General features: G+C 58.3%; 21 protein-coding genes. 5 read left to right on the top strand and 16 right to left on the bottom strand.

Going from position 1 to position 25,510, the window contains the following annotated elements:
* The 14 genes from AC3WK8_RS21905 to mtnA form a co-directional block, all read right to left on the bottom strand.
* Nucleotides 1–412 (bottom strand): oligosaccharide flippase family protein (locus AC3WK8_RS21905; RefSeq protein WP_158250059.1); only part of this gene is annotated, 412 nt, incomplete at its 3' end.
* Nucleotides 409–1,536: an aminotransferase class V-fold PLP-dependent enzyme gene (locus AC3WK8_RS21900; protein WP_103325833.1), complete on the bottom strand. Its 1,128-nt coding sequence runs from the start codon at nucleotides 1,534–1,536 to the stop codon at nucleotides 409–411. The genes AC3WK8_RS21905 and AC3WK8_RS21900, both read right to left, overlap by 4 nt.
* A 6-nt stretch (nucleotides 1,537–1,542) precedes the next feature.
* Nucleotides 1,543–2,646 carry a DegT/DnrJ/EryC1/StrS family aminotransferase gene (locus tag AC3WK8_RS21895; RefSeq protein WP_207245070.1) on the bottom strand — a complete coding sequence of 368 codons (1,104 nt, stop codon included), beginning with the start codon at nucleotides 2,644–2,646 and terminating at the stop codon, nucleotides 1,543–1,545.
* 4 nt (nucleotides 2,647–2,650) lie between these two features.
* Nucleotides 2,651–3,478 carry a GNAT family N-acetyltransferase gene (locus AC3WK8_RS21890; RefSeq protein ID WP_085596782.1) on the bottom strand — a complete coding sequence of 276 codons (828 nt, stop codon included), beginning with the start codon at nucleotides 3,476–3,478 and terminating at the stop codon, nucleotides 2,651–2,653.
* Between the two features lie 348 nt (nucleotides 3,479–3,826).
* Complete coding sequence (ihfB, locus tag AC3WK8_RS21885; protein ID WP_085596783.1) at nucleotides 3,827–4,111, bottom strand: integration host factor subunit beta; 285 nt, start codon at nucleotides 4,109–4,111, stop codon at nucleotides 3,827–3,829.
* 124 nt (nucleotides 4,112–4,235) lie between these two features.
* A complete protein-coding gene (locus AC3WK8_RS21880; protein WP_085596784.1) occupies nucleotides 4,236–4,517 on the bottom strand; it encodes a hypothetical protein in 282 nt (93 codons plus the stop codon).
* Between the two features lie 183 nt (nucleotides 4,518–4,700).
* Entirely contained in the window at nucleotides 4,701–6,395 is a 1,695-nt protein-coding gene (rpsA, locus tag AC3WK8_RS21875) for a 30S ribosomal protein S1 (protein ID WP_058435296.1), read from the bottom strand.
* 121 nt (nucleotides 6,396–6,516) lie between these two features.
* Nucleotides 6,517–7,203, bottom strand: a complete 687-nt coding sequence (gene cmk / locus AC3WK8_RS21870) for a (d)CMP kinase (RefSeq protein ID WP_178088042.1) — start codon at nucleotides 7,201–7,203, stop codon at nucleotides 6,517–6,519.
* Nucleotides 7,203–9,410, bottom strand: a complete 2,208-nt coding sequence (locus AC3WK8_RS21865) for a bifunctional prephenate dehydrogenase/3-phosphoshikimate 1-carboxyvinyltransferase (protein ID WP_103325831.1) — start codon at nucleotides 9,408–9,410, stop codon at nucleotides 7,203–7,205. The genes cmk and AC3WK8_RS21865 overlap by 1 nt, the downstream gene beginning before the upstream one ends.
* 28 nt (nucleotides 9,411–9,438) lie before the next feature.
* The gene (gene hisC / locus AC3WK8_RS21860) at nucleotides 9,439–10,551 is read right to left on the bottom strand and encodes a histidinol-phosphate transaminase (RefSeq protein WP_085596787.1); all 1,113 of its coding nucleotides are present in this window, start codon (nucleotides 10,549–10,551) and stop codon (nucleotides 9,439–9,441) included.
* 11 nt (nucleotides 10,552–10,562) lie between these two features.
* Complete coding sequence (pheA, locus tag AC3WK8_RS21855; RefSeq protein ID WP_022640122.1) at nucleotides 10,563–11,657, bottom strand: prephenate dehydratase; 1,095 nt, start codon at nucleotides 11,655–11,657, stop codon at nucleotides 10,563–10,565.
* Complete coding sequence (serC, locus tag AC3WK8_RS21850; RefSeq protein ID WP_103325837.1) at nucleotides 11,657–12,742, bottom strand: 3-phosphoserine/phosphohydroxythreonine transaminase; 1,086 nt, start codon at nucleotides 12,740–12,742, stop codon at nucleotides 11,657–11,659. The genes pheA and serC overlap by 1 nt, the downstream gene beginning before the upstream one ends.
* Before the next feature lie 73 nt (nucleotides 12,743–12,815).
* Nucleotides 12,816–15,590, bottom strand: a complete 2,775-nt coding sequence (gene gyrA, locus AC3WK8_RS21845; RefSeq protein ID WP_103325830.1) for a DNA gyrase subunit A — start codon at nucleotides 15,588–15,590, stop codon at nucleotides 12,816–12,818.
* A gap of 351 nt (nucleotides 15,591–15,941) precedes the next feature.
* Entirely contained in the window at nucleotides 15,942–17,018 is a 1,077-nt protein-coding gene (gene mtnA / locus AC3WK8_RS21840; protein ID WP_085596789.1) for an S-methyl-5-thioribose-1-phosphate isomerase, read from the bottom strand.
* Between the two features lie 110 nt (nucleotides 17,019–17,128).
* Here mtnA and AC3WK8_RS21835 point away from each other — a divergent pair, with 110 nt between their 5' ends.
* From AC3WK8_RS21835 to AC3WK8_RS21815, 5 genes are all read left to right on the top strand, one after another.
* A complete protein-coding gene (locus AC3WK8_RS21835; RefSeq protein WP_103325829.1) occupies nucleotides 17,129–18,460 on the top strand; it encodes a TRZ/ATZ family hydrolase in 1,332 nt (443 codons plus the stop codon).
* Between the two features lie 61 nt (nucleotides 18,461–18,521).
* Entirely contained in the window at nucleotides 18,522–19,220 is a 699-nt protein-coding gene (ubiG, locus tag AC3WK8_RS21830; protein ID WP_103325828.1) for a bifunctional 2-polyprenyl-6-hydroxyphenol methylase/3-demethylubiquinol 3-O-methyltransferase UbiG, read from the top strand.
* Between the two features lie 3 nt (nucleotides 19,221–19,223).
* Complete coding sequence (mupP, locus tag AC3WK8_RS21825; protein ID WP_053133216.1) at nucleotides 19,224–19,895, top strand: N-acetylmuramic acid 6-phosphate phosphatase MupP; 672 nt, start codon at nucleotides 19,224–19,226, stop codon at nucleotides 19,893–19,895.
* Nucleotides 19,896–19,951: 56 nt separating this feature from the next.
* On the top strand, nucleotides 19,952–20,692 hold the full coding sequence (locus AC3WK8_RS21820) for a YciK family oxidoreductase (protein WP_022640128.1): 741 nt from the start codon (nucleotides 19,952–19,954) through the stop codon (nucleotides 20,690–20,692).
* Between the two features lie 371 nt (nucleotides 20,693–21,063).
* Nucleotides 21,064–21,990 carry a GGDEF domain-containing protein gene (locus AC3WK8_RS21815; protein WP_103325827.1) on the top strand — a complete coding sequence of 309 codons (927 nt, stop codon included), beginning with the start codon at nucleotides 21,064–21,066 and terminating at the stop codon, nucleotides 21,988–21,990.
* A 59-nt stretch (nucleotides 21,991–22,049) separates the two neighbouring features.
* On the opposite strand, the gene AC3WK8_RS21810 is transcribed toward AC3WK8_RS21815, so the two are convergent.
* Together AC3WK8_RS21810 and AC3WK8_RS21805 are read right to left on the bottom strand one after the other, a co-directional pair.
* Nucleotides 22,050–22,802 (bottom strand): iron-containing redox enzyme family protein, encoded by a 753-nt coding sequence (locus tag AC3WK8_RS21810; RefSeq protein WP_152898903.1) that lies wholly within the window; start codon nucleotides 22,800–22,802, stop codon nucleotides 22,050–22,052.
* Nucleotides 22,803–22,879: 77 nt separating this feature from the next.
* Entirely contained in the window at nucleotides 22,880–25,339 is a 2,460-nt protein-coding gene (locus AC3WK8_RS21805) for an EAL domain-containing protein (RefSeq protein ID WP_085596792.1), read from the bottom strand.
* Nucleotides 25,340–25,510 lie beyond the last annotated feature (171 nt).

The following is a 25,510-nucleotide window of genomic DNA, read 5'->3' as shown; positions in this document are numbered from 1 at the left end:
ATATCGTATAGTATAAATTTTGCAGCGCGAGAAAAAAGAACAAAAGTGCAGAGAAGACGATAACACTCCAAGAAACACTCGATACTTCAAAAACTAATTTTATTAAAAAGAAAAGAAAAACAAGCCCTATATAAAAAACAGACAAAATAACTTCTGCAGATGAAATAATTATTAATAGGGAGCCACTACCTTTAGTAGTGATTGCTGCCTCTCTAGAGGCAAGAGTTGACATTCCAAGATCAAGCATTACCAAAAGCGCTTGCAATGAGATAATTACAACAATCGCACCAAACTGTTCCTCACCAAGAACCCGACCATATAATGGTAGAAATATAAAAGCGACAAGCAAACTGGATGTCTTGCCCCCATACAACATAAGCATTCTTAGAAGTGTAGCGCTATGTTTTTTCATATACCTACAGCGCTGATCGCTTTTCTTAATGCATTAGAAATTGATTCTAAATCATCATCTTCAAGCCACCATCCACAAGGAATACCCAAAATATGATTCTGTAGATACTCAGTATTTTTCAGCTGAGCTTCCTGAGTAGAGAAACCACTATAAAGATCATTACGCTGATGAATGCTAGAAGCCATTACTCCATATTTTTTTATATTACTTAAAACAGCATCTCGGTGCTCGACAAATACAAGCAGCACCCAAAAATCTGCGACACCATCACCTTCAGCAGGAACAAACTTCAGCCCTTCAATGTCAGAAAGAAGAAACTTCAGTTTCTCTACATGAACCAGTGTCTTTTTATGCCGCACCTTTAGTGAACTGATCTGAGAGAACCCAATTGCAGCACATAAATTATTGAGTGTCATGCTCCACCCAATTTCAGGAATGTCTGAGCCTTTATTTATTTCACCGTTGGGCAGCCGAAAATCACTGTAATTGATTCCAAATTTCCTTAGCTTTCTTGCCTTGATCGCGAGACTTTCCTTTCGACAGACTAATGCGCCCCCTTCGGTAGCATTAATTTGTCGATTAGGATAAAAAGAGTAAACGGCAAAGTCCCCTACAGTACCAACTACCGCAGAGTCTCTACTCGCGAACATGGCGTTATTGCAATCTTCAATCAGATAAATATTATAATTCTTACATAACCTTGCAAGTTCTTTGGCAGGACCAGGATACCCTGCGACATGGTAAAGGATGACGGCCTTGGTCTTACTTGTTATTTTTCTCTCCAAATCTTTTAAGTCCATATCCACGGACTGATGACATACGTCAACCCAAACTGGCTTGGCTTTTATTTGAGCAATTGCTGAGTTTGTAGAAAGACACGCAAAAGCCGTTGTCAGTACTTCATCACCTTCCTTTACACCTGCCAAGTGTAAAGCCAAAAATAATGCGCTGGTCATATCGATAGTAGAAACTACATTTTGATGGCCCGTTAATTTACCAAACTCTAACTCAAACCTGCTTACCCATTCGCCTCCGGAAATTCGTCCTGAACGAAGAACACTTAAAGCAGCCTCTTCCATCTCGGGCAAACTGACTACACCATATAAAGGAATATTATTAGGCATTTTCTTCTAACCACGCTTCAGCAAATTGACAATACGATCTCGCTGTTCATCTGTAACCCACCAGCCGCATGGTATATGAAGAAGTTTTTTATAAAAATCCTGCAATGCAGGTAGGTCGCTGACGAAAGGTTTGAAAACTGAGTGCAAATGATTGGGCCTATGAAGCTTTGATGCCATGACTCCGTTAGAGTTTAAAAGTTTCTCGACATCTTCAGAATCATCTGCGCAAAGTGTATAGAGCCAGTAGCTAGGATCCGCGATACTCTCAACGGAGGCAGGGAAAATTCCTGGAATCCCTGTTAAGGCCTGGTCGAAATATCGCCCGTTCTGACGATGACGCTCCAGCAATGGAGTAACACTATTCAATTGCTCAAGTCCAATTACAGCTGCCACATTACTCATATTGTACTTATAGCCAACCCGAGTAATATCTACTTCGGTACGAGGAACCCCCTTCGAAAGGCCAAACCAGCGAAGCCGTCGAGCCAAATCAATTTTCTCAGAAGTTTTTAATGTTAAAACTCCACCGTCAACTGTGGTCATGTGTTTAATTGCTTGAAATGAGAATATTGAATAATCTCCAATTGAACCTATTGGTTTTCCATCATATTTCGCCCCCAATGCATGAGCACAATCTTCGATTAAAAATATACCGTTACGATCTGCAATTCCTCGAAGTTCATTTAGCTTTGCTGGATAGCCCGCATAGTGAACTACGCAGATAGCCTTTGTTTTACTGGTAATTAACGACTCAACCGAATCTGGAGATAAGTTACCAGTGCTCGCCTCTACGTCAGCAAATACCGGAATGGCACCTAGCTGTAGGATAGTGGTATTTGTTGGTTCGGCAGTCATCGAAGTTGTAATAACTTCATCTCCAGAGCCTACGCCGGATAAAATCAATGCGATGTGCAGAGCTGCTGTACCACTGCTGGTAGCTAATACATTCTCTACGCCAAATTTTTTTGAAAACTCGGACTCGAACTGATAAACATGCTCGCCTTCAGCGATCATTCCGCTATAAAGTACTGACTCCAAGGCAGGCATTAAAACTTCCTTCGGAGGCATGGCAACTTTTACTAATGAAATAATTTCATTGGAAACGGGCATGAGGTTAAATTCGATCCATAATATTGATTTGTGGAATCTTGATACTTGTTACAGCATCAAGGACTTTTATCATACGAACAGATGAAGAACGATGTTCAACATGGAAGCCTTGCTCTTTCAACAAAAATATCAGTCTCTCATCTTCATTTGAAGTCAGCGCCCAATGATCAGGTAGAGCAGAATGCAATAGACTAATCACATCTACATCCTCTCCTTCCCAATCCACTAGCGTGGAAATTTGTGCTGAATGAAAAACCACCAGACTTGCCTTTTGGCTTTTAATAATTTCACCAAAGGTGGCAAACGGTGCCAGACCTTGTTTTTTTTCAAGAGCCTTTTTGTCGGGCCAACTATTTGTTGAATATTTTTCTGTTGGGTAAATTGAAATATTTTTTTTCACATGACAAAAAATATCTTGTTCATCTACCCGAAACCCCTGTCCCACATAGACATCCGGCTTTTGGGTCCACAGCACCAGGGCAGATAAATTTATCTCTCGCCCTAACTCAGCTGCTTTAGACAACAGTTTTGTGCTTAGCCCCTTTCCGCGCCACTCTTCAGCAACACAGACCAACCCGACTAGGCCAATGCATTTTCCCTTGGCAACATCAACCTTTCTAATCAGCAGGGCTGCCAGAGGCGTATCGTGAGTACGAGGACGTACATCTGCGATCTGTAGACAAACCACATCTATCTCATCATCCAACCACGGAAAATGAGCATCCAAGCTGATACCTCGCCCTCTTGACGCAAAAAAAACCAGCCAGAACAGTTCACGAACGGACTGAGGTACCCCTTGACTAACAGAAACAACAAAGTCTTCTGGTCTCATTTTTTACAGGCTCACTAAACACCCTATATGCTCCCATAATGCGCCTATGACGGGAAGGTGTTCAGGCAAAAAGGTTCCATCACCACAGGCAAAAGGGAGCCTGCCATAGCGGTAAAGAATAGTGAGGAGGGTATGATCGATTACGATGTGACACAGGAAGGCAGGATAGTTAATCCAGGCTAGAAAATACGAAAAAACATAAAACTTTAAATAAGATTATAAATTACAATCAAAAATAATATACAGAAAATATAGGAAACACATGCAGTACAGTTGGTCAGCTCTGCATAAGATAACTCATTAAAAACTCAATGATTGATCATTAAAAAATAGACTTAATACCTGTTACTACTCGTCTTCATTAACACGATCTCGTAACTCTTTCCCTGGTTTGAAATGTGGCACAAACTTCCCATCAAGACTGACGGACTGGCCAGTTTTAGGATTTCGCCCCACACGCGGAGCGCGATAATGAAGCGAGAAGCTACCGAAACCACGGATCTCAATCCGATCACCAGTAGCCAGACACTGAGACATTTGCTCCAGCATCGTCTTGATGGCCAACTCGACATCCTTGGATGACAGCAGCCCTTGATGGGTGACAATTCGTTCGATCAACTCCGACTTCGTCATATTTTTCCCTTCTTTTTCAAGCAGCTAGGTCAGTGCTCAGAAGGTTTTAGCATGCCCAGAAGGTTTTGAACAGCCCACTCTCGTCGAGCAATATAAACGAGACGGATCCGTACCAATCGAAATCTTAGCGACACATAACGAGCATTGTCCTCGTCACATACCCCGCCGGATTCCAACCAAAGGGATAATCGCCCTCCTCATCTTTCGCGTCGCTGGATTTGCTGAGGACCTTATAACCACTGCTATCGCACTCACGCGCAGCCCGCTCGTAGCACCTATCCCAATCCGAGCCCAATCCAGAACAATCGATTTCTATGCCAGTGGCTCCACGAATCGCGTGGGTTTTTACACTGGCCTCACAACCAACCAAAAACAACATCAAACCAACAACCATGAACCTGCTCATACTCCTCCCTAGGCCAGACTTCGTGCTACCTGAGTCACCCCGCGGAAAATCAAGACTCTTACTTGCAATCCTCCTTAAGAGACCGCTGATTGCACGCCTTGGTTTCATCTCAAGATAGCCCTATCTGATTTCCAGGCACAAAAAAGGGCGACCGAAGTCGCCCTTTTTTTGGTGAAACAGAACTTAGTTCTGCTTCTCCATCTGTGCACGCAGCAGGTCGCCCAGAGTGGTAGGGCCAGCAGCGATATCCGAGGTAGCTGGCTTGTCGCGCAGGCTCTGGATAGCTTCTTTCTCGTCTTCAACGTCTTTCGACTTGATAGAGAGCTGGATTACACGGCTCTTACGGTCAACGCTGATGATCTTGGCTTCAACTTCTTCGCCTTCTTTCAGGACGTTGCGCGCATCTTCGATGCGGTCACGGCTGATTTCAGAGGCTTTCAGAGTAGCTTCGATATCGTTAGCCAGGGTGATGATGGCGCCTTTAGCGTCAACTTCTTTTACAACACCCTTAACGATTGCGCCTTTGTCGTTCTCTTGTACGTACTCGGAGAACGGATCGCTTTCCAGCTGCTTGATACCCAGGGAGATACGCTCACGCTCTGGGTCAACAGACAGGATAACGGTATCCAGCTCGTCGCCCTTCTTGAAGCGACGCACGGCTTCTTCGCCCACTTCGTTCCAAGAGATGTCGGACAAGTGAACCAGACCGTCGATGCCGCCGTCCAGACCAATGAAGATACCGAAATCGGTAATCGACTTGATGGTGCCGGAGATTTTGTCGCCCTTGTTGAACTGGCCAGAGAAGTCTTCCCATGGGTTGGACTTGCACTGCTTGATGCCGAGGGAGATACGACGACGCTCTTCGTCGATGTCCAGAACCATAACTTCCACTTCGTCGCCAACTTGTACGACTTTCGAAGGATGGATGTTTTTGTTGGTCCAGTCCATTTCCGAAACGTGTACCAGACCTTCAACGCCTTCTTCCAGCTCAGCGAAGCAGCCGTAGTCAGTCAGGTTGGTTACACGAGCGGTAACGCGGGTGCTTTCTGGGTAACGAGCCTTGATGGCAACCCAAGGGTCTTCACCCAGTTGCTTCAGGCCCAGGGAAACACGATTGCGCTCGCGATCGTATTTCAGAACCTTGACATCGATCTCGTCGCCAACATTGACGATTTCGGAAGGATGCTTGATACGCTTCCAAGCCATGTCGGTGATGTGCAGCAGGCCATCGACGCCACCCAGATCGACGAATGCGCCGTAATCGGTGAGGTTCTTGACGATACCCTTAACTTGCTGACCTTCCTGCAGGGATTCCAGCAGAGCTTCACGCTCGGCGGAGTTCTCGGCTTCAAGGACGCTGCGGCGGGAAACGACAACGTTGTTGCGCTTCTGGTCGAGTTTGATGACTTTAAACTCGAGCTCTTTGCCTTCCAGGTGCGTGGTGTCGCGCACTGGACGGACGTCAACCAGAGAACCTGGCAGGAACGCACGGATGCCGTTAACGTCGACAGTGAAGCCGCCTTTAACCTTACCGTTGATAACGCCCTTGACCACTTCTTCGGCTGCGAAGGCTGCTTCCAGAACGATCCAGCATTCAGCGCGCTTGGCTTTTTCACGGGAGAGCTTGGTTTCACCGAAGCCGTCTTCAACCGAGTCCAGAGCAACGTGAACTTCATCACCAACATTGATGGACAGCTCGCCAGCATCGTTGTAGAACTGCTCAAGCGGGATCAGCGCTTCAGACTTCAGACCAGCGTGAACGGTTACCCAACGCGCTTGGTAGTCGATGTCGACGATAACACCGGTGATGATGGAGCCTGCCTGAAGGTTCAGGGTTTTCAGGCTTTCTTCAAAGAGTTCCGCAAAGCTTTCGCTCATTTTAATTCCTGTTGATAAGGGCGAAGATTCCGCCCATCTGCCACATTCCAGACAATGTGGGTTACGTTCATATAAAAGAAAGATCGCAGGACTATGACTGGTCCCCTACGACCTTCCTTGTTCACCCGGCGATATCGCGAAGGGCGATTTCGCTCAAGATGCGTTGCAGCACCTGATCGATGGACAACTCCGTGGAATCCAGCTGTATGGCGTCAGCCGCCGGCTTGAGCGGGGCGACCGCTCGCTGGGTATCGCGCTCATCACGCGCACGAATCTCATCTAGCAGACTCGACAGACTAACACCATCGACTTTCCCCTTCAACTGCAAGTAGCGGCGACGCGCACGCTCCTCGGCACTAGCGGTCAGGAAAATCTTCAATGGTGCATCGGGAAAGACCACCGTCCCCATGTCACGACCATCGGCGACCAGCCCCGGCAATTCGCTAAAGGCCCGTTGACGCTGCAGCAGAGCATCCCGCACCGCCGGCAAGGCAGCGACCTGGGAAGCCCAGGCGCCGACTTGCTCGTTACGCAGGTCGTCGGTCACATCGTCGCCTTCGAGAATGATCCGCTGCGGATGGCTTTCGGTAGCACTCAGGAACTGTACGTCCAGGTGAGCCGCCAGAAGCTTGAGCGACTCTTCGTTGGTCAGGTCGACCCCATGGTTGCGGGCAGCGAATGCCAACAACCGATACAAGGCCCCGGAGTCCAGCAGACACCAGCCCAGATGCTCGGCCAGCTTGCCAGCGATGGTGCCTTTGCCCGAACCGCTTGGCCCATCGATGGTGATTACAGGCGCCTTGCTCATCACGACTGGGCCTCTTGGGCAACACGGATGCCGACTTGGGCGCACAACGCTAGGAAGTTCGGGAAGGAGGTGGCGACGTTGGCGCAGTCATGGATGCGAATCGGCGCATTGGCGCGCAACGAGGCCACACTGAAGGCCATGGCAATCCGGTGGTCGCCATGACCATGGACCTCGCCACCACCGATCTGGCCACCATCGATGATGATGCCATCCGGGGTCGGCTCACATTTCACACCCAGGGTCAGCAGGCCGTCGGCCATCACCTGGATGCGGTCGGACTCCTTGACCCGCAGCTCTTCCGCGCCACGCAGCACCGTACGCCCCTCGGCACAAGCGGCCGCGACGAACAGTACCGGGAACTCGTCGATCGCCAGCGGAACCAATTCCTGCGGGATCTCGATCCCCTTGAGCCTGGCTGCACGCACATGCAGGTCTGCAACCGGTTCGCCACCCACTTCACGCTGGTTTTCCAGGCGAATGTCGGCCCCCATCAAGCGCAGGATGTCGATGACTCCGGTACGAGTCGGGTTGATCCCCACATGTTCCAGCACCAGCTCGGAGCCTTCGGCGATCGAAGCGGCCACCAGGAAGAAGGCCGCGGAGGAGATATCCGCCGGCACCTCGATATGGGTAGCCTTGAGCTTGCCACCGGAGGCAACTGAGGCGGTCGCTCCTTCGACATCCACCGAATAACCGAAGCCACGCAGCATGCGCTCGGTATGGTCGCGAGTCGGCGCCGGCTCGGTCACAGTGGTCTTGCCTTCGGCGTACAGCCCCGCCAATAGCAGGCAGGACTTCACCTGGGCGCTGGCCATCGGCAAGGTGTAGGTCAAGCCCTTGAGCTTGTGACCGCCACGGATCACCATCGGCGGGCGACCTTCGGCCGCGGTCTCGATCACCGCGCCCATCTCCCGCAACGGGTTGGCCACCCGATTCATCGGACGCTTGGACAGCGAAGGATCGCCCGTCAGGGTGCTATCAAAATCCTGCGCAGCCAGCAGGCCGGAAAGCAGGCGCATGGACGTACCGGAGTTGCCCAGGTAGATCGGGCCAGGTGCCGGCTTCAAACCGTGCAGCCCCACCCCATGAATGGTCACCCGGCCGTGATGCGGCCCCTCGATGACCACCCCCATGTCGCGGAAAGCCTGCAATGTAGCCAGCGCATCCTCGCCCTCGAGGAAGCCTTCCACTTCAGTGGTGCCCTCGGCCAGGGAGCCGAGCATGATCGAGCGGTGGGAAATCGATTTGTCACCTGGAACACGAATCCGCCCACTCAGGCGGCCACCAGGATTTGCCAGGAAAATCAGATCGTTGGAGTTCATAGCGTCCACATAGGCCCGGCGGGCCAGGATTTTACCGAAATGCTCGCGGGCTACCCGGGCGCGAGTGAATACGCCCAACAGCTGATGCCCGTCCCCTGCATCGACCGCGTCGCGCAAGGCGTCGAGGTCATTGCGAAATGTATCGAGTGTGCGCAGGACCGCTTCGCGATTGGCGAGGAAGATGTCATGCCACATGACCGGGTCACTGCCGGCGATTCTCGTGAAATCGCGGAACCCGCCCGCAGCGTAACGGAAGATGTCCAGATTTTCACTGCGCTTGGCCAGCGAATCGACCAGCCCGAATGCCAAAAGATGCGGTAGATGGCTAGTTGCAGCCAGGACCTCGTCATGCCGCCGGACCTGCATATGTTCGACATCTGCCCCCAATTCGCGCCACAAGCTGTCGACCAGCGCCAGCGCCAGCGCATCCGTCTGCGCCAACGGCGTCAAGATCACCTTGTGCCGACGAAACAACTGGGCATTGGAAGCCTCGACACCACTTTGCTCGGAACCGGCAATCGGATGCCCAGGCACGAAGCGCGCCGGCATACCAGCAAAAGCCTCGGTCGCCGCCCGCACCACATTGCCTTTGGCGCTGCCGACATCGGTCAACACCGCCTGTCCCAGATCCATGCTCGCCAACTTGGCCAGCAATTTCTCCATGGCCAGGATGGGCACCGCCAGCTGGATCACATCGGCACCCTGGCAAGCCAGGGCCAGATCCTCTTCGCAGCGATCCACCACCCCAAGCTCCACGGCCAATCGACGGGACTGCGGATCCAGGTCAACGCCAACCACTTCGCGACAGATGCCACTTTCACGCAGCCCCTTGGCAAAGGAGCCGCCAATCAATCCCAGGCCGATCACCACCAGGCGACCGATCATAGGCACAGCAGATTGCACTGGAATGACATCAACCACGAGCCATGACCTTGGCCAAGGCCTCGAGGAAGCGAGAGTTTTCCGCCGGCAAGCCGATGGTCACGCGCAGGTGGTCGGGCATTGCGTAGTTGGCCACGGGGCGCACGATCACCCCTTCACGCAACAACCCCTGGAATACCGGCGCGGCCTCGCGCCCCAGGTCAACGGCAATGAAGTTGCCCCTGGACGGGATCCAGCCCAGGCCCAGCTCGCGGAACCCCGCTTCCAACTGCTGCATGCCAGCCTCGTTGAGGCGGCGGCTTTCAGCCAGGTAGTCATCGTCCTGCAACGCTGCGCAAGCCGCTGCCAGGGCCAGGCTGTTGACGTTGAAGGGCTGGCGCACGCGATTGAGCACATCCGCCACTACCGCGGTAGACAAGCCATAACCGACCCGCAGCGCTGCCAGGCCGTATGCCTTGGAAAACGTCCGCGAGACCAGCAGGTTCGGGTAAGCCGCCAGGAAATCCAGGCCATCAGGCAGATCACTGCCTTCGGCATACTCGATGTAGGCCTCGTCCAGCACCACCAGCACATGGGCCGGTACGTCCTGGAGAAACTCGTCCAGCGCCTCGGCATCGAACCAGGTGCCTGTCGGGTTGTTCGGGTTGGCAATGAACACCACCCGGGTCTGCGCATCGATGGCCTTGAGCATGGCGGACAGGTCGTGCCCCCAATCCTTGGCCGGCACTACCCGCGCCTCAGCCCCGACCGCCTGGGTGACGATCGGGTAGACGGCAAAGGCGTGCTCGCTGAACACCGCGTTCAGGCCCGGGGCCAGGTAGGCGCGAGCGACCAGCTCAAGGATGTCGTTGGAGCCATTGCCCAGGGTCACCTGCTCGATCTCGACGCCACAGCGCTCGGCCAACAGGGACTTGAGCGTGAAGCCGTTGCCATCCGGGTAGCGGGTCAGCTCGGCCAGCTCTTCGCGAATCGCCGCAAGCGCCTTCGGACTGGCGCCCAGCGGATTTTCGTTACTCGCCAGCTTGACGATGGTGGCCGGATCGATATCCAGCTCACGGGCCAGTTCGTCCACGGGCTTGCCCGGAACGTACGGCGAAAGTTGTTGCACACCTGGCTGCGCCAGGGCGAGGAAGTCGCCACTCATTGTTAAATGCCTCAGAGAACCGCTTTCGGGTAGGAACCCAGCACCTTGAGTGCCACTGCTTCCTGACTGATCTTCTCCAGCACACCCTTGACCAGCGGGTCGCGGTGGTGGCCGACGAAGTCGATGAAGAATACGTAGGTCCATTTGCCACTGCGCGAAGGCCGGGTCTCGATCCGCGTCAGGTCGATGCCATTGTCATGAAACGGCACCAGCAGCTCGTGCAACGCACCTGGCTTGTTGCTCATGGAAACGATGATCGAGGTCTTGTCGTCACCAGTCGGCGGCACTTCCTGGTTGCCAATCATCAGGAACCGCGTGGAGTTGTCCGGACGGTCCTCGATCTTGTCGGCCAGGCGAGTCAGGCCGTAGAGGCTCGCCGCCATGTCGCCGGCAATCGCCGCGGAGTTCCACTCGCCCTTGACCCGCTTGGCGGCCTCGGCATTGCTCGATACCGCGACCCGCTCCACATTCGGATAGTGGGCGTCCAGCCACTTGCGGCACTGGGCCAGCGACTGGGCATGGGAGTAGATACGGCTGATGCTGTCGGTCTTGGTGTTCTCGCCCACCAGCAAGTGGTGGTGGATACGCAGCTCGACCTCGCCGCAAATTACCATGTCGTGCTCGAGGAAGCTGTCAAGGGTGTGGTTGACCGCACCCTCGGTGGAGTTTTCCACCGGTACCACGCCGAAGTTCACCGCACCGGCCGCCACTTCGCGGAACACCTCGTCGATGGCCGCCATCGGCTTGCTGATCACCGCATGACCGAAATGCTTCAGGGCCGCAGCCTGGGTGAAGGTGCCCTCGGGACCCAGATAGGCGACTTTCAGCGGCTGCTCCAGCGCCAGGCAGGAAGACATGATCTCGCGGAACAACCGCGCCATTTCCTCGTTGTCCAGCGGACCCTGGTTACGCTCCATCACCCGCTTGAGGACCTGGGCCTCACGCTCGGGGCGATAGAACACCGGCACCTCGCCTTCGGCCAGGGAAGCCGTCTTCACCCGGGCCACTTCCTGAGCACAACGCGCGCGTTCACTGATCAGCTCCAGGACCTTCTCGTCCAGGGAGTCAATGCGCAGGCGCAAGGCCTTGAGTTCTTGCTCAGACATCAGCCATGTTCCTTCTCGAACTCCGCCATGTAGGCCACCAGGGCGTTGACCGCATCGAGGCCCAATGCGTTGTAGATGGAGGCACGCATGCCGCCTACCGAGCGGTGACCCTTGAGATTGAGCAGACCACGGGCATCGGCGCCGGCCAGGAAAGCCTTGTCCAGGCGCTCGTCGGCCAGACGGAACGGCACGTTCATCCACGAACGGGCGTTGACGCTGATCGGGTTGGTGTAGAAGTCACTGTTGTCGATGAAGCCGTACAGGGTGTCTTTCTTCGCCTTGTTGCGCTGCTCCATGGCAGCAACGCCACCCTGCTCCTTCAGCCACTCGAAGACCAGGCCCGAGAGATACCAGGAATAGGTGGCCGGAGTGTTGTACATCGAGCCGTTGTCGGCAGCGACCTTGTAGTCGAGCATGGTCGGACAAGCGCTACGGGCGCGGCCCAGCAGGTCTTCACGAACGATCACCACCACCAGGCCGCTCGGACCGATGTTCTTCTGCGCGCCGGCGTAGATCATGCCGTACTGCGACACATCGGCCGGACGCGAAAGAATGTCGGAGGACATGTCGACCACCAGAGGCACATCACCGGTCTGCGGCACCCAGTCGAACTGCAGGCCACCGATGGTTTCGTTGGACGCATAGTGCACGTAGGCCGCGTTGGGGGTCAGCTTCCACTCGTTCTGGCCCGGAATGGCCAGGTAGTCGTAAGCCTTGGCGCTGGCGGCGATGTTGACGGTGCCGAAGCGACGGGCTTCCTCGATGGCCTTCTTCGACCAGATACCGGTCTCGACATAGTCGGCCGTGCCGTTTTCCGGCAGCAGGTTCAACGGGATCTCGGCGAATTGCTGGCTGGCGCCGCCCTGGAGGAACAACACCTTGTAGTTGGAGGGGATGGACATCAGCTCGCGCAGGTCCTGCTCGGCTTTTTCGGCGATGGCCACATAGTCGTCGCTACGGTGGCTCATTTCCATGACCGACAGGCCCTTGCCGTTCCAGTCCAGCATCTCGGCCTGGGCGCGCTTCAGCACCGCTTCAGGAAGCGCGGCAGGGCCTGCGCAGAAGTTAAAGGCTCGTTTGCTCACATCCACTCTCGCTCTGCTTCATTTATGAAGCGGGGCGATCATGCTGATCGCCCCGCCGGGTTATTGCGCTGGGTTACTCCTGGGGCACCTCGTCGGCGGCGCCGGGCTCCTCGCCCTCGGTGTCGACCACCTCGCCATCGATCACCTCGCCATCGATCACCTCGCCGTCTTCGAGCACGTCTTCGAGCTCATCCGACGCCTGGATACGCTCCAGGCCTACCAGCGTCTCATCGTCGGCCAACTTGATCAGCGTCACCCCCTGGGTGTTGCGGCTGAGGATCGACACCTCGCCGACCCGGGTGCGCACCAGGGTCCCCTGGTCGGAGATGAGCATGATCTGCTCGTCCTCGCGCACCTGGATGGCGCCGATCAGGTTACCGGTACGGCCCTTCATGGCGATCACGCCCTGGCCACCACGCTTGCGGCGCGGGAACTTGGGCAGCTCGGTACGCTTGCCGATACCGCGCTCGGACGCAGTGAGGATCTGCGCACCGGACTCGGGGATCAGCATGGAGATCAGTTGCTGGGACTTGCCCAGCTTCATCCCGCGCACACCACCGGCCACACGACCGCGCTCGCGAACTTCGCTCTCGACGAAACGGATGACCTTGCTGGCGCTGGAGAACAACATGACTTCCCGCGCACCATCGGTGATGGCCGCAGCGATCAGGGTATCGCCCTCTTTCAGCTTCAAGGCGATCAGGCCGGCCTTGCGCGGTTTGGCGAAGCTCGCCAGCGAAACCTTCTTGACCAGGCCGAAGGCGGTCGCCATGAAGACGAAGGCACCGGTCGGCTCAGCGACCCACTCCGGCGTGTCGCGATCGTCGTCGTCCTCGGCTTCCTCTTCATCCATCACCTCGGCTTCGGCCAGCACGTCCTCGGCCTCTTCGACCTCCTCGGAATCAGCGCCCTGCTGCAGGGCCTCGAGGTCGATCTGCAACATCGCGGTGATGCGCTCGCCCTGCTCCAGCGAGTCGATGATGTTCACCAGCGGACGGCCACGGGCAGCACGGGAGGCTTCAGGAATCTCGTAGGTCTTGAGCCAGTACACCTTGCCCTTGCTGGAGAACAGCAACAGGGTCGCATGGCTGTTGGCTACCAGCAGGTGCTCGATGTAGTCCTCATCCTTCACGCCGGTCGCCGACTTGCCCTTGCCACCACGGCGCTGGGCCTGGTAGGCCGACAACGGCTGGGTCTTGGCATAACCGCCATGGGAAATGGTCACTACGCGCTCTTCTTCGGGGATCATGTCGCCGTAGTCGAGGTCGTGGGTCGCATTGACGATTTCGGTGCGGCGCTCGTCGCCGTATTCGGCACGGATCACTTCCAGCTCTTCGCGGATCACTTCCATCAGGCGCTCGGCGCTGTTGAGGATGCGGATCAGCTCGCCGATCTGGTTGAGGATCTCCTGGTACTCGGCCAGGAGTTTCTCGTGCTCCAGGCCGGTCAGGCGGTGCAGGCGCAGCTCCAAGATGGCCTGGGCCTGTTCCGGGGACAGGAAGTACTTGCCGTCGCGCAGGCCGTACTGCGGATCCAGGTTCTCCGGACGGCAGGAATCTGCACCGGCACGCTCGACCATGGTCATCACCGCACTGGACTCCCAAGGCGTGCTGACCAGCGCTTCCTTGGCTTCCGATGGGGTCGGCGAGGCCTTGATCAGGGCGATGACCGGGTCGATGTTGGACAGGGCAACGGCCTGGCCTTCGAGGATATGGCCACGCTCGCGAGCCTTGCGCAGCTCGAATACGGTACGCCGGGTCACCACTTCGCGGCGGTGACGAACGAAGGCTTCCAGCAGGTCCTTCAGATTGAGGATCCGCGGACGACCGTCGATCAGCGCGACGATGTTGATACCGAACACGCTCTGCAGCTGGGTTTGGGCGTAGAGATTGTTGAGCACCACTTCCGGCACTTCGCCACGGCGCAGCTCGATCACTACGCGCATGCCGTCCTTGTCGGACTCGTCGCGCAGCTCGGTGATGCCCTCGAGCCTCTTCTCCTTGACCAGCTCGGCGATCTTCTCGATCAGGCGGGCCTTGTTCAGCTGGTATGGCAGCTCGGTGATGACGATCTGCTGGCGACCACCGACCTTGTCGATATCCTCGACGGTGGAGCGGGCGCGCATGTAGATGCGGCCACGGCCGGTGCGATAGGCCTCGATGATGCCCTGGCGCCCGTTGATGATGCCGGCGGTGGGGAAGTCCGGACCCGGGATGAACTGCATCAGGTCGTCGACGCTCAGCTCGGGATTGTCGATCAGCGCCAGGCAACCATCGATCACTTCCCCCAGGTTGTGCGGCGGGATGTTGGTCGCCATGCCCACGGCAATACCGCTGGAGCCGTTGACCAGCAGGTTGGGGATCTTGGTCGGCATGACCGCGGGAATCAGTTCGGTGCCATCATAGTTGGGCACCCAATCCACGGTTTCCTTGTGCAGGTCGGCCAGCAGCTCGTGCGCCAGCTTGGTCATGCGCACTTCGGTGTATCGCATGGCCGCCGCGTTATCGCCGTCCACCGAACCGAAGTTGCCCTGGCCGTCTACCAGCAAGTAGCGCAGGGAGAATGGCTGGGCCATGCGGACGATGGTGTCGTACACCGCAGTATCGCCGTGGGGGTGGTACTTACCGATCACGTCACCGACCACGCGGGCAGATTTCTTGTACGGCTTGTTCCAGTCGTTACCGAGTTCGCTCATCGCGTACAGCACACGCCGGTGCACGGGCTTCAAGCCGTCGCGCGCATCAGGCAGTGCCCGCCCGACGATTACGCTCATCGCGTAGTCGAGGTAGGACTGTTTCAGCTCGTCTTCGATATTGACCGGTAGGATTTCTTTGGCCAGTTCGCCCATGAGAAGCCTGATTCCTTTTTCTGGTGAAACTTCGCCACATCCAGATGGGACGAACGAAGCTCGCCGCTGCAGGCCTAGTGCCAGCACCGACTTACGACAAATCAACAAGTTATGACATGGATTTGCGCAGTAGAGGTGACCGCGTCGGACCACCTTGGAAACCGCCGGATGTTATCACAATCGCCGCCACGCACCTATCCCCCTGATGCGCATGGAACGTAGCTAGTTGAGCGATGACCACCTGAAAGACGGCGACAGGGGCTCAGAGACCGATCCCCCTCCCGCCAACCCGGTTTTTTACCTCCCGGCGATCATTTACCGGTCAATCCAGAGGCAGATGTCGACGCAGGATCAATGCAGGCGCTTGCGGCACAGCAATTGGGCCATCTTTGCCGCATCAGGACGCTCGACGATGCCCTTCTCCGTAACGATGACATCGATCAGGTCCGCCGGCGTGACGTCGAACACCGGATTGAAGACCTCCACCGCCGCCCCCACCGGCTTGCCACCCACCTCCAGCAGCTCCCGGGCGTCGCGCTCCTCAAGGGGAATGTCCTCGCCAGTGGCCAGGCTCATGTCGATGGTCGAGCTGGAGGCCACCACCATGAAGCGCACGCCATGGTGCATGGCGTTGACGGCCAACTGGTAGGTACCGATCTTGTTCGCCACATCGCCATTGGCGGCGATCCGGTCCGCACCGACCACCACCCAGGTCAGGCCCTTGGTCTTCATGATGTGCGCCGCCGCGGCGTCGGCGTTCAAGGTCACCGGCACGCCTTCGCTGGCAAGCTCCCAGGCAGTCAAACGTGAGCCTTGCAGCCAGGGCCGGGTTTCATCGACATAGACCCGCTCCACCATGCCCTCCAGCCAGGCTCCGCGAATCACCCCCAGGGCAGTGCCGAAGCCACCGCTGGCCAGGGCTCCGGTATTGCAGTGGGTCAGCAGGGCCTGCGGGTTGCCCTGGTATCGACGAATCAGCTCCACCCCGAGCTGGGCCATGGTCAGGTTGGCCTCGCGATCGCTTTCATGGATCGCCAGGGCCTCGACCTCCAGGGCAGCCAGAGGATCGGCATGTTCCCTGACCCGCTCCAGCCGCTCACGCATGTGGCGCAAGGCCCAGGAAAGGTTGACCGCCGTCGGCCGGGTGGTTTCAAGCAGTTCGAAGTCTGCATCGAGCGCGGCGATCCAGTCGCCACCGGCGGCAAAACGTGCGCGCGCGGCCAGGACCACACCATAGGCCGCACTGATGCCAATGGCCGACGCGCCGCGCACCGCCATCGCGCGAATGGCCTCGGCCACGGCAGCGACGCTGTCGCAGGCCAGCCAGGCCTCTTCAAGGGGCAAGGCCCGCTGATCGAGCAGGTACAGAGTGCCATCCCGCCAATCAATGGCCTTGACCTTCTCCGCAGCCAACAGACGATCGCGCATCCCTCACCCCGCACTCATGAACAAAAGCCGCCGATTATAGCGATCCCCCGGCGAAGACGCTCGGGTATACTTCGCCATCCTTTGTCTTTGAAGCCCTGGACCGATACTCGATGCCGAACCGTGAACCTGCGCTCGACCTCCTGCTGCTGCCCACCTGGTTGGTGCCCGTGGAGCCAGCCGGCGTCGTCCTCAAGGACCACGGCCTGGGCATCCGCGACGGTCGCATCGCCTTCATCGGGCCACGCAGCGAAGCCCTGAGACGCCAGGCTGGCGAGGTCCGCGAACTGCCCGGCATGCTGCTCAGCCCGGGCCTGATCAACGCCCACGGGCATGCGGCCATGACCCTGTTCCGCGGCCTGGCCGATGACCTGCCACTGATGACCTGGCTGGAGAACCACATCTGGCCCGCCGAAGCCAAGTGGGTGGATGAAGCCTTCGTCCACGATGGCACGGACCTGGCCATCGCCGAGCAGATAAAAGGCGGCATCACCTGCTTCTGCGACATGTATTTCTTCCCCAAGGTCGCCAGCGAACGGGTCCATAACAGCGGCATTCGCGCCCAGATCGCCATCCCGGTACTGGACTTCCCGATTCCCGGGGCCCACGACGCGGCCGAAGCCATTCGCCAGGGCGTGGAACTGTTCAGCGATCTCAAGCATCACCCGCGTATCCGCATCACCTTCGGCCCCCATGCTCCCTACACCGTAGGCGACGAGAACCTGGAGAAGGTCCGCATGATCGCCGAGGAACTCGACGCCTCGATCCACATGCACGTGCACGAGACCGCGTTCGAGGTCCAGCAGTCCCTGGAGCGGCATGGCGAGCGACCCTTGGCCCGCCTCTCCCGGCTAGGCTTGCTGGGACCACGCTTCCAGGCCGTTCATATGACCCAAATCAGCGATGAAGACCTGGCTTTGCTGGTAGAAACCAACACCAGCGTGGTTCATTGCCCGGAGTCCAACCTTAAACTGGCCAGCGGCTTCTGTCCGGTAGAGCGCCTGTGGCAGGCCGGTGTGAATGTCGCGGTAGGCACCGACGGCGCGGCCAGCAACAACGACCTGGATCTGCTCGGCGAAACCCGCACCGCAGCCTTGCTGGCCAAGGCCGTGGCGGGCTCGGCAACGGCACTCGATGCCCATCGCGCCCTGCGCATGGCCACCCTGAACGGCGCCAGGGCCATGGGCCTGGACGATGAAGTGGGCTCCCTGGAGCTCGGCAAGGCTGCGGACCTGGTGGCATTCGACCTGTCCGGGCTGGCCCAGCAACCGATTTACGACCCGGTGTCGCAATTGATCTACGCCACCGGCCGCGACTGCGTGACACACCTATGGGTGGCCGGCAAGCAGCTACTGGACAACAAGCGGCTAAGCCGCATGGACGAGCGCCAACTCGGCGAAACCGCCCGCGACTGGGCCCGGCGCATCAGCGGGCACGTCCAATAACCCGGACCTCGAGCAAGCGCGCGAGGCCCTACCGAATTCCTCAAGTTTTGGAGCACTATCCATGAGCAACGTCGACCACGCTGAAATCGCCAAGTTCGAAGCCCTGGCCCACCGCTGGTGGGACCGCGAAAGCGAGTTCAAGCCCCTGCACGACATCAATCCGCTGCGGGTCAACTGGATCGACGAACGGGTCGGGCTGGCCGGCAAGAAGGTCCTGGACGTCGGTTGCGGCGGCGGCATCCTCAGCGAAGCCATGGCCCAGCGTGGCGCTACCGTCACCGGGATCGACATGGGCGAGGCCCCGCTGGCGGTCGCCCAGTTGCACCAGCTGGAATCCGGGGTGAACGTCGAATACCGGCAGATCACCGCCGAGGCCCTGGCCGAGGAAATGCCCGAGCAGTTCGACGTGGTCACCTGCCTGGAGATGCTCGAGCACGTCCCCGATCCTTCGTCGGTGATCCGCGCCTGCTTGCGCATGGTCAAGCCTGGTGGCCAGGTGTTCTTCTCCACCATCAACCGCAACCCCAAGGCCTACCTGTTCGCCATCGTCGGCGCGGAATACATCATGAAGCTGCTGCCACGCGGCACCCATGACTTCAAGAAATTCATCCGCCCATCGGAACTCGGCGCCTGGAGCCGCGCCGCCGGCCTGACCGTCAAGGACATCATCGGCCTGACCTATAACCCGCTGACCAAGCACTACAAGCTGGCAGCCGACGTGGACGTCAACTACATGATCCAGACCCTGCGAGAGGAGTGAAACATGGCCATCAGAGCCGTTCTTTTCGATATGGATGGCACCTTGCTCGATACCGCGCCGGACTTCATCGCGGTCTGCCAGGGCATGCGCCGTGATCGCGGCCTGCCGCCCATCCCCGACCAGCACATCCGTGACGAAGTCTCGGGCGGTGCCCGGGCCATGGTGGCCGTGACCTTTTCCATGGACCCCGAATCCCCGGGATTCGAAGAGTTGCGCCAGGAGTTCCTCGAGCGCTACCTCGAGCATTGCGCAGTGCATAGCCGGTTGTTCGACGGCATGGAACAGCTGCTGGCCGACATCGAGCGAGCGAACCTGCCCTGGGGCGTGGTGACCAACAAGCCCGTGCGCTTCGCTGCGCCGATCATGGAGCAACTGGGACTGGCCGAGCGCTCGGCCCTGCTGATCTGCCCCGATCACGTGAAGAACAGCAAGCCGGATCCCGAACCACTGATCCTGGCCTGCAAGATGCTCGACCTGGACCCGTCCACCGTGCTGTTCATCGGCGACGACCTGCGCGATATCGAATCCGGCCGCGATGCCGGCACCAAGACCGCAGCCGTGACCTACGGCTACATCCACCCGGACGACAATCCCCGGCACTGGGGCGCAGATGTGGTGGTCAGCCACCCGCTGGAACTGCGCCAGGTCCTGGATAACGCATTGTGCAGCTGCTGAGCAGCGCCCTGCCCGACTGACTCCCGGGCAGGTTCCCATTTCCGCTGAGGCTTTTTATGTTTGATTACTCCGCCCGCCCCGAACTGCTCAAGGACCGGATCATCCTGGTCACCGGCGCCGGTCGCGGCATCGGCGCCGCCGCCGCCAAGACCTACGCCGCCCACGGCGCCACCGTGCTCCTGCTGGGCAAGACCGAGGCCAACCTGACCGAGGTCTACGACGCCATCGAGGCCGCCGGACACCCGCAGCCCGTAGTGATCCCGTTCAACCTGGAAACCGCGTTGCCGCACCAGTACGACGAGTTGGCGGCCATGATCGAAGCCGAATTCGGTCGCCTCGACGGCCTGCTGCACAACGCCTCGATCATTGGCCCGCGCACACCGCTGGAACAGCTGTCGGGGGAGAACTTCATGCGGGTCATGCAGGTCAACGTCAACGCCACCTTCATGCTGACCAGCACCCTGCTGCCGCTGCTCAAGCTGTCCCAGGACGCTTCGGTGGTCTTCACCTCCAGCAGTGTCGGCCGCAAGGGCCGCGCCTACTGGGGCGCCTACGGGGTATCCAAGTTCGCCACCGAAGGCCTGATGCAAACCCTCGCCGACGAACTGGACACCGTCGCCCCGGTACGCGCCAACAGCATCAACCCCGGCGCCACCCGCACCAGCATGCGCGCCCTGGCCTACCCGGGTGAAAACCCCAGCAAGAACCCCCAGCCCGAAGAAATCATGCCGGTCTACCTCTATCTCATGGGCCCGGACAGCGCCGGCATCAACGGCCAGGCATTCGACGCGCAGTAACGCCCCGCCGTTCGTCGCGACGGAATACCGTCGCGACTCCTCGACAAGCCCCATCCGATACGGACTTCAAGCCAAACAACCGTCGCCCCGGATGACGGCAATTTTTCGCATGATTCCAAGCCATTGAATTGAATGGACTTTTCTCAATCTGAACCGAATGGCACGAGTTTCGCTCTAAGAACACTCAACACACCGTGCCTTTGGCACCGTGGAACATGGCTTTTTATCGGGGCGTGGAAGCCCAAGATGAAGCGGCATAAAATGTGCGCGATTGTCCTACGGGACTGAAGGAACAGTACGACGCGCAGCTCCGAGCCGCTCTCACCCAGGCCAGTAAGACTTTACACAGTGCTCAGGGGGCGCAAGCTCAGATGAAGATTCCCACCCAGAACAACGCAATTGACTTTGACAGCGCCAAATTGCAACGCCTGGGCTTTACCCAACAGTCGCCACTGCTCAAGCAGCCTGTGAGCCTCACGCAGTTGCGCCAGCAACTGGGCCTGCAACTGCAGACCAGCCTGGAACCACAACGCATCCTGGGTCTGTTCTTTCGCGAAGTGCAGCGCCTGGTCCCCCTCGATGCCCTGCACTTCGCTTACACCCCCAGCGACCTGCGCCTGGAGTTCGGCCAGCGCGGCCATCACTCCATCAGCTACTGCCTCAGCCATGAAGGCGAGCCCATGGGCGAACTGGTCTTTCGTCGCAACCAGCGCTTCAGCGATAGCGAACAAGGCCACCTGGAATCCTTGCTCTCCACCCTGCTCTACCCGATGCGCAACGCCTTGCTATACCGCGCCGCCACACGCAGCGCCCTGCGCGACCCGCTGACCGACACCGGCAATCGCATCGCCATGGACCAGACCCTATCGCGAGAAATCGAGATGGCTCGGCGCCACCTGCTGCCGCTATCGCTGCTGATGCTTGATATCGACCACTTCAAGCGCATCAACGATAGCCATGGCCACAGCACTGGCGATGAAGTGCTCAAAAGCGTTGCCGCCTCCATCAAGGGACAATTGCGCAATGTGGACATGGTGTTTCGTTTCGGCGGGGAAGAATTCCTGATCCTGCTTTCCAACACCGGTCGCGAGGCTGCGGCGATGGTCGGGGAACGCCTGCGTAATGCTGCCCAGGCCCAGGAACATCGGGCCGATGGCAAGCTGATCGAACTGACCGTCAGCCTGGGCTGCGCCACGCTGCTGCCCGGGGAATCCGCTGAAAGCCTGCTGCGCCGCGCCGATAGCGCGCTTTACGTCGCCAAGCGCGAGGGTCGCAATCGCCTGGCCATGGCGGGCTAGGCGTCAATATCGCCACAAGCGCCAGCCGCTTGTGGCGATCTGTCCTGCCAACTGCTGACTCAGCCCTCGGCCAGCGCCAGGCGCTCGCGAGTCACCGTGCTCTTTTCCAGCTGCATGCAGCGTTCCAGGAACAGGTACATATAGTCATAGCTCTTGCAGATCGCCTGACGCAGTTCGGCCTGCAGCGCCTTGCTCGGGTTCAACCCAGCCAGGGTGACGATGATCTCCAGCGCTTCCCAAGGGTGGGCATCGTCATACTGCGCGTGCATCTTCAGCCACTTCATGGCGCGCTTGCGATCTTCCTCGGGAAAGGACGCCGCATAGATGCCGTTGGAGCAGACCAGGGCCGACCACTCGCCGGTCGCCCCTTCGATGGCGTAGTTGGTGGCGGCGATCGCCACGATCAGCGAATCCGCCGAGCTGGTATGCCAGCACCAGTGGCTCAGGGCGTGCAGCTCCGGTGGCACCTGCTGGGCCTGCAGGTCTTCAAGGGTCACCCCGTGGGCCCGACTCCAGTGCACCCAGTAGTCGGCATGGTTGAGCTCGACGCGAATGTTGCGCATCAACCAGCGGCGCGCCATGTCTTCCCCGGGATGGCGGGCAAAGCGGGTCTTGGTCAGGTTCTGCGCCATGTACAGGGCGAACTGCTCGACCACCGGCCACCCACCGATCAGGTATTGGCGCATGACTTTCGGGCTGAGCTTGTTGTCTCGCATGCGCTGGTACAGCTCATGCTCTACGACGCGGCGCTTGCTCTCGCTGCAGTCCTGGATCAATTGCTGGGTCCAGGCGGGGTAACTGGCAGCTTCCATGAGCGGGCCGGTTCGGCTGAATGTGTCGATCACTGTCGGGCTCCTTTTGATTGTGATGTACGGATCCAAAGAAGGTTTCAGCGGAACGTGCCGGGCGCCTTGAGCAATACGGGCCGTGGCCGCACGGGTCGACACTGCAGGCTGTCACAGGTGAACAATTGCGGACGCTCGATGTTGTAGCCTTGAGCATAATCCACGCCGATCTCGAGCAGGGCCTGTTCGATCTGCGGCGTTTCGACGAATTCGGCAATCGTGCGCTTACCCATGACATGCCCGATATGGTTGATCACCTCGACCATGGCGCGGTTAATCGGGTCGTCCAGCATATCCTTTACGAAACTTCCATCGATCTTCAGGAAGTCTACAGGCAAATGTTTGAGATAAGCGAACGACGACATTCCCGCACAAAAGTCGTCCAGGGAAAAATGACAACCTAAGCCCTTGAGTTCGTTTATAAAACGAATCGCGCTGCCCAGATTGGCGATGGCGCTGGTTTCGGTAATTTCAAAACAGATCAGCTCCGGCGGTACCCGGTAGATGGCGAACTGCTCACGCAGGAAGTCGAGGAACTCGTCGTCGCCGATGGTGATCCCCGACAAATTGATCGCGCACATGGCCATCGGCCCTTCCCGGCCCTCTTCGATGCACTGGGCAACGATCTTGAATACGTTCTGTACTACCCAGCGATCCAGGGACGTCATCAGGCCATAGCGCTCGGCTGCCGGGATGAAACTGTCCGGCAGGATCATGCGCCCGGCCTCATCGTGCAGCCGCAGGAGGATCTCCAGATGGCCACCCTCTCCCTCCATGTGGCCCAGCGCGGTGATTTCCTGGGAGTACAGGCAGAAGCGGTTTTCCTCCAGCGCCATGTGCAGGCGCTGGACCCAGGCCATCTCGCCAAAACGCAGGGACAGCTCCGAGTCATCGGCATGGTAGACCTGCACTCGGTTGCGGCCCTTTTCCTTGGCCATGTAGCAGGCCATGTCCGCCGCGCGCAGGGAGGCCTCCAGGGTGGTCGGGGTCTGGGCGATATGTACCAGGCCGATGCTCACGGTGGTCACGAACGGCCGGCCCTTCCAGACGAAATGCAGGTTCTGCACGGTCTGGCGCAAGCCTTCGGCGATTTTCTCCGCAGCCTCCGGCGAGCAATTCTCCAGAAGGATGCCGAACTCGTCCCCACCCAGCCGGGCCAGGGTATCGCCCTCGCGCAGGCCCGACTGCAACAAGGCGCAGATATGCCGCAGCAATTCGTCGCCGGCGGCATGGCCGCAGGTGTCGTTGACCAGCTTGAACTGGTCCAGGTCCAGGAACATCAGCGCATGCCGCGCCGGTTGCCGGGCCAGGCCATACAGGGCCTGTTCCAGGCGGAATTCGAACTCGCGGCGGTTGGCCAGGCCAGTCAGGGCATCGTGGGTGGCCTGCCAGGACAGGTTGGCGATGTACTGCCGCTCCTGGGTCATGTCGTGCAGCACCAGCACCGCACCGCTGACCTTCCCGGCATTGCGGATCGGTGCCCCCACCAGCGTCACCGACACCGTGCTGCCGTCCAGGCGCTGGATCAGCTTGGAATGCTCGCTGCCACCACTGAGCTGGCCGCTGAGAATATGCTCGATCAGCGTGAAACCATCGGCCTGGGCGTTTTCATCCAGCAGATTGAACAGTGCCGCCAGGGGCAAACCCACGGCCTGCGCAGCCTTCCAGCGAGTCAGTTCCTCCGCCGCCGGGTTCATGTAGGCGATGGCACCCTCGACATCCGTGGTGATTACCCCATCGCCGATGGACTGCAAGGTGATCTGCGCCCGCTCTTTCTCCAACTGCAGGGCGGTGGCGAAGGCATGGCGCTGGGCCAGCAGCTTGTGGGTGCGCAGCAAAGCCAGGCCGATCAGGAACAACGCCGTGGCCAGGTTGGTCACCAGCAGCAACCGCAAGATCACCCGCGAGCCCTCTCCAAGGGCATCGCTGAACGCCTTGGCCGCGGGGGTGACCCCGTCGTTGATAGCGAAGATTTCGCTCTTCCAGCGCTGGACATCGGCCTCGCTGGCATTGTTGCTACTGATGTGCTGGTGCATTTCCCGCGCCACCTGGTCCAGTTGCAACAGGTAGCGGTCGCCCACGGTCCAGCGGTCGATGGCTTTTTCAAGATAGCTGAAGTGCCGGAAGTTGAGGTACAGCCAGATCAGGCTGGCCACGTCGTCCGGGTGGTTGCCGCCCTTGAGGATCCCCAGGCGCGCTGCTTCCAGGTCTGGCGGCTGGCTGTCGAGCGCCACCCGCAGCTCATGCCCGCCCTGGGGCACGGCGATCGCGTTCTGGTATTTGAGGAAGGTGCCTTCGTCGCGGCTGTCGGCATACAGGCTGAGGTAGTAGATAGCGTCTTTCTGGCCCTTGGACCACAGGCTTTCGCCGGCGACGTAGCCACGCACCGCCGATAGCACATACAGGCTGAGGCCACCCAGGAGTGCCTGGAATACCACCACTGCAATGAAAGGCCAGACAATGCCCAACAACCGTGGCGTTGCGAAAGTCCGCTTTTGCTTCATGAGGGTCCTTGCTTCAGCACTGCCAAATGAACACCCAGTAGTCCCGCCTCAGACAGCACAGATTAGGCTAATTTCCCCCGTTTCGAGACCGGGCGAACGGCCGTTGGCTCGGGCCCTTTGCAAAAGGTCCCGAGCCAAGCCTGCTGAAGCGATCAATACATCTGGAAATTC

It is taken from the genome of Pseudomonas sp. FW507-12TSA, assembly GCF_058781435.1.
This window is presented reverse-complemented; position numbering and strand designations above follow the sequence as displayed.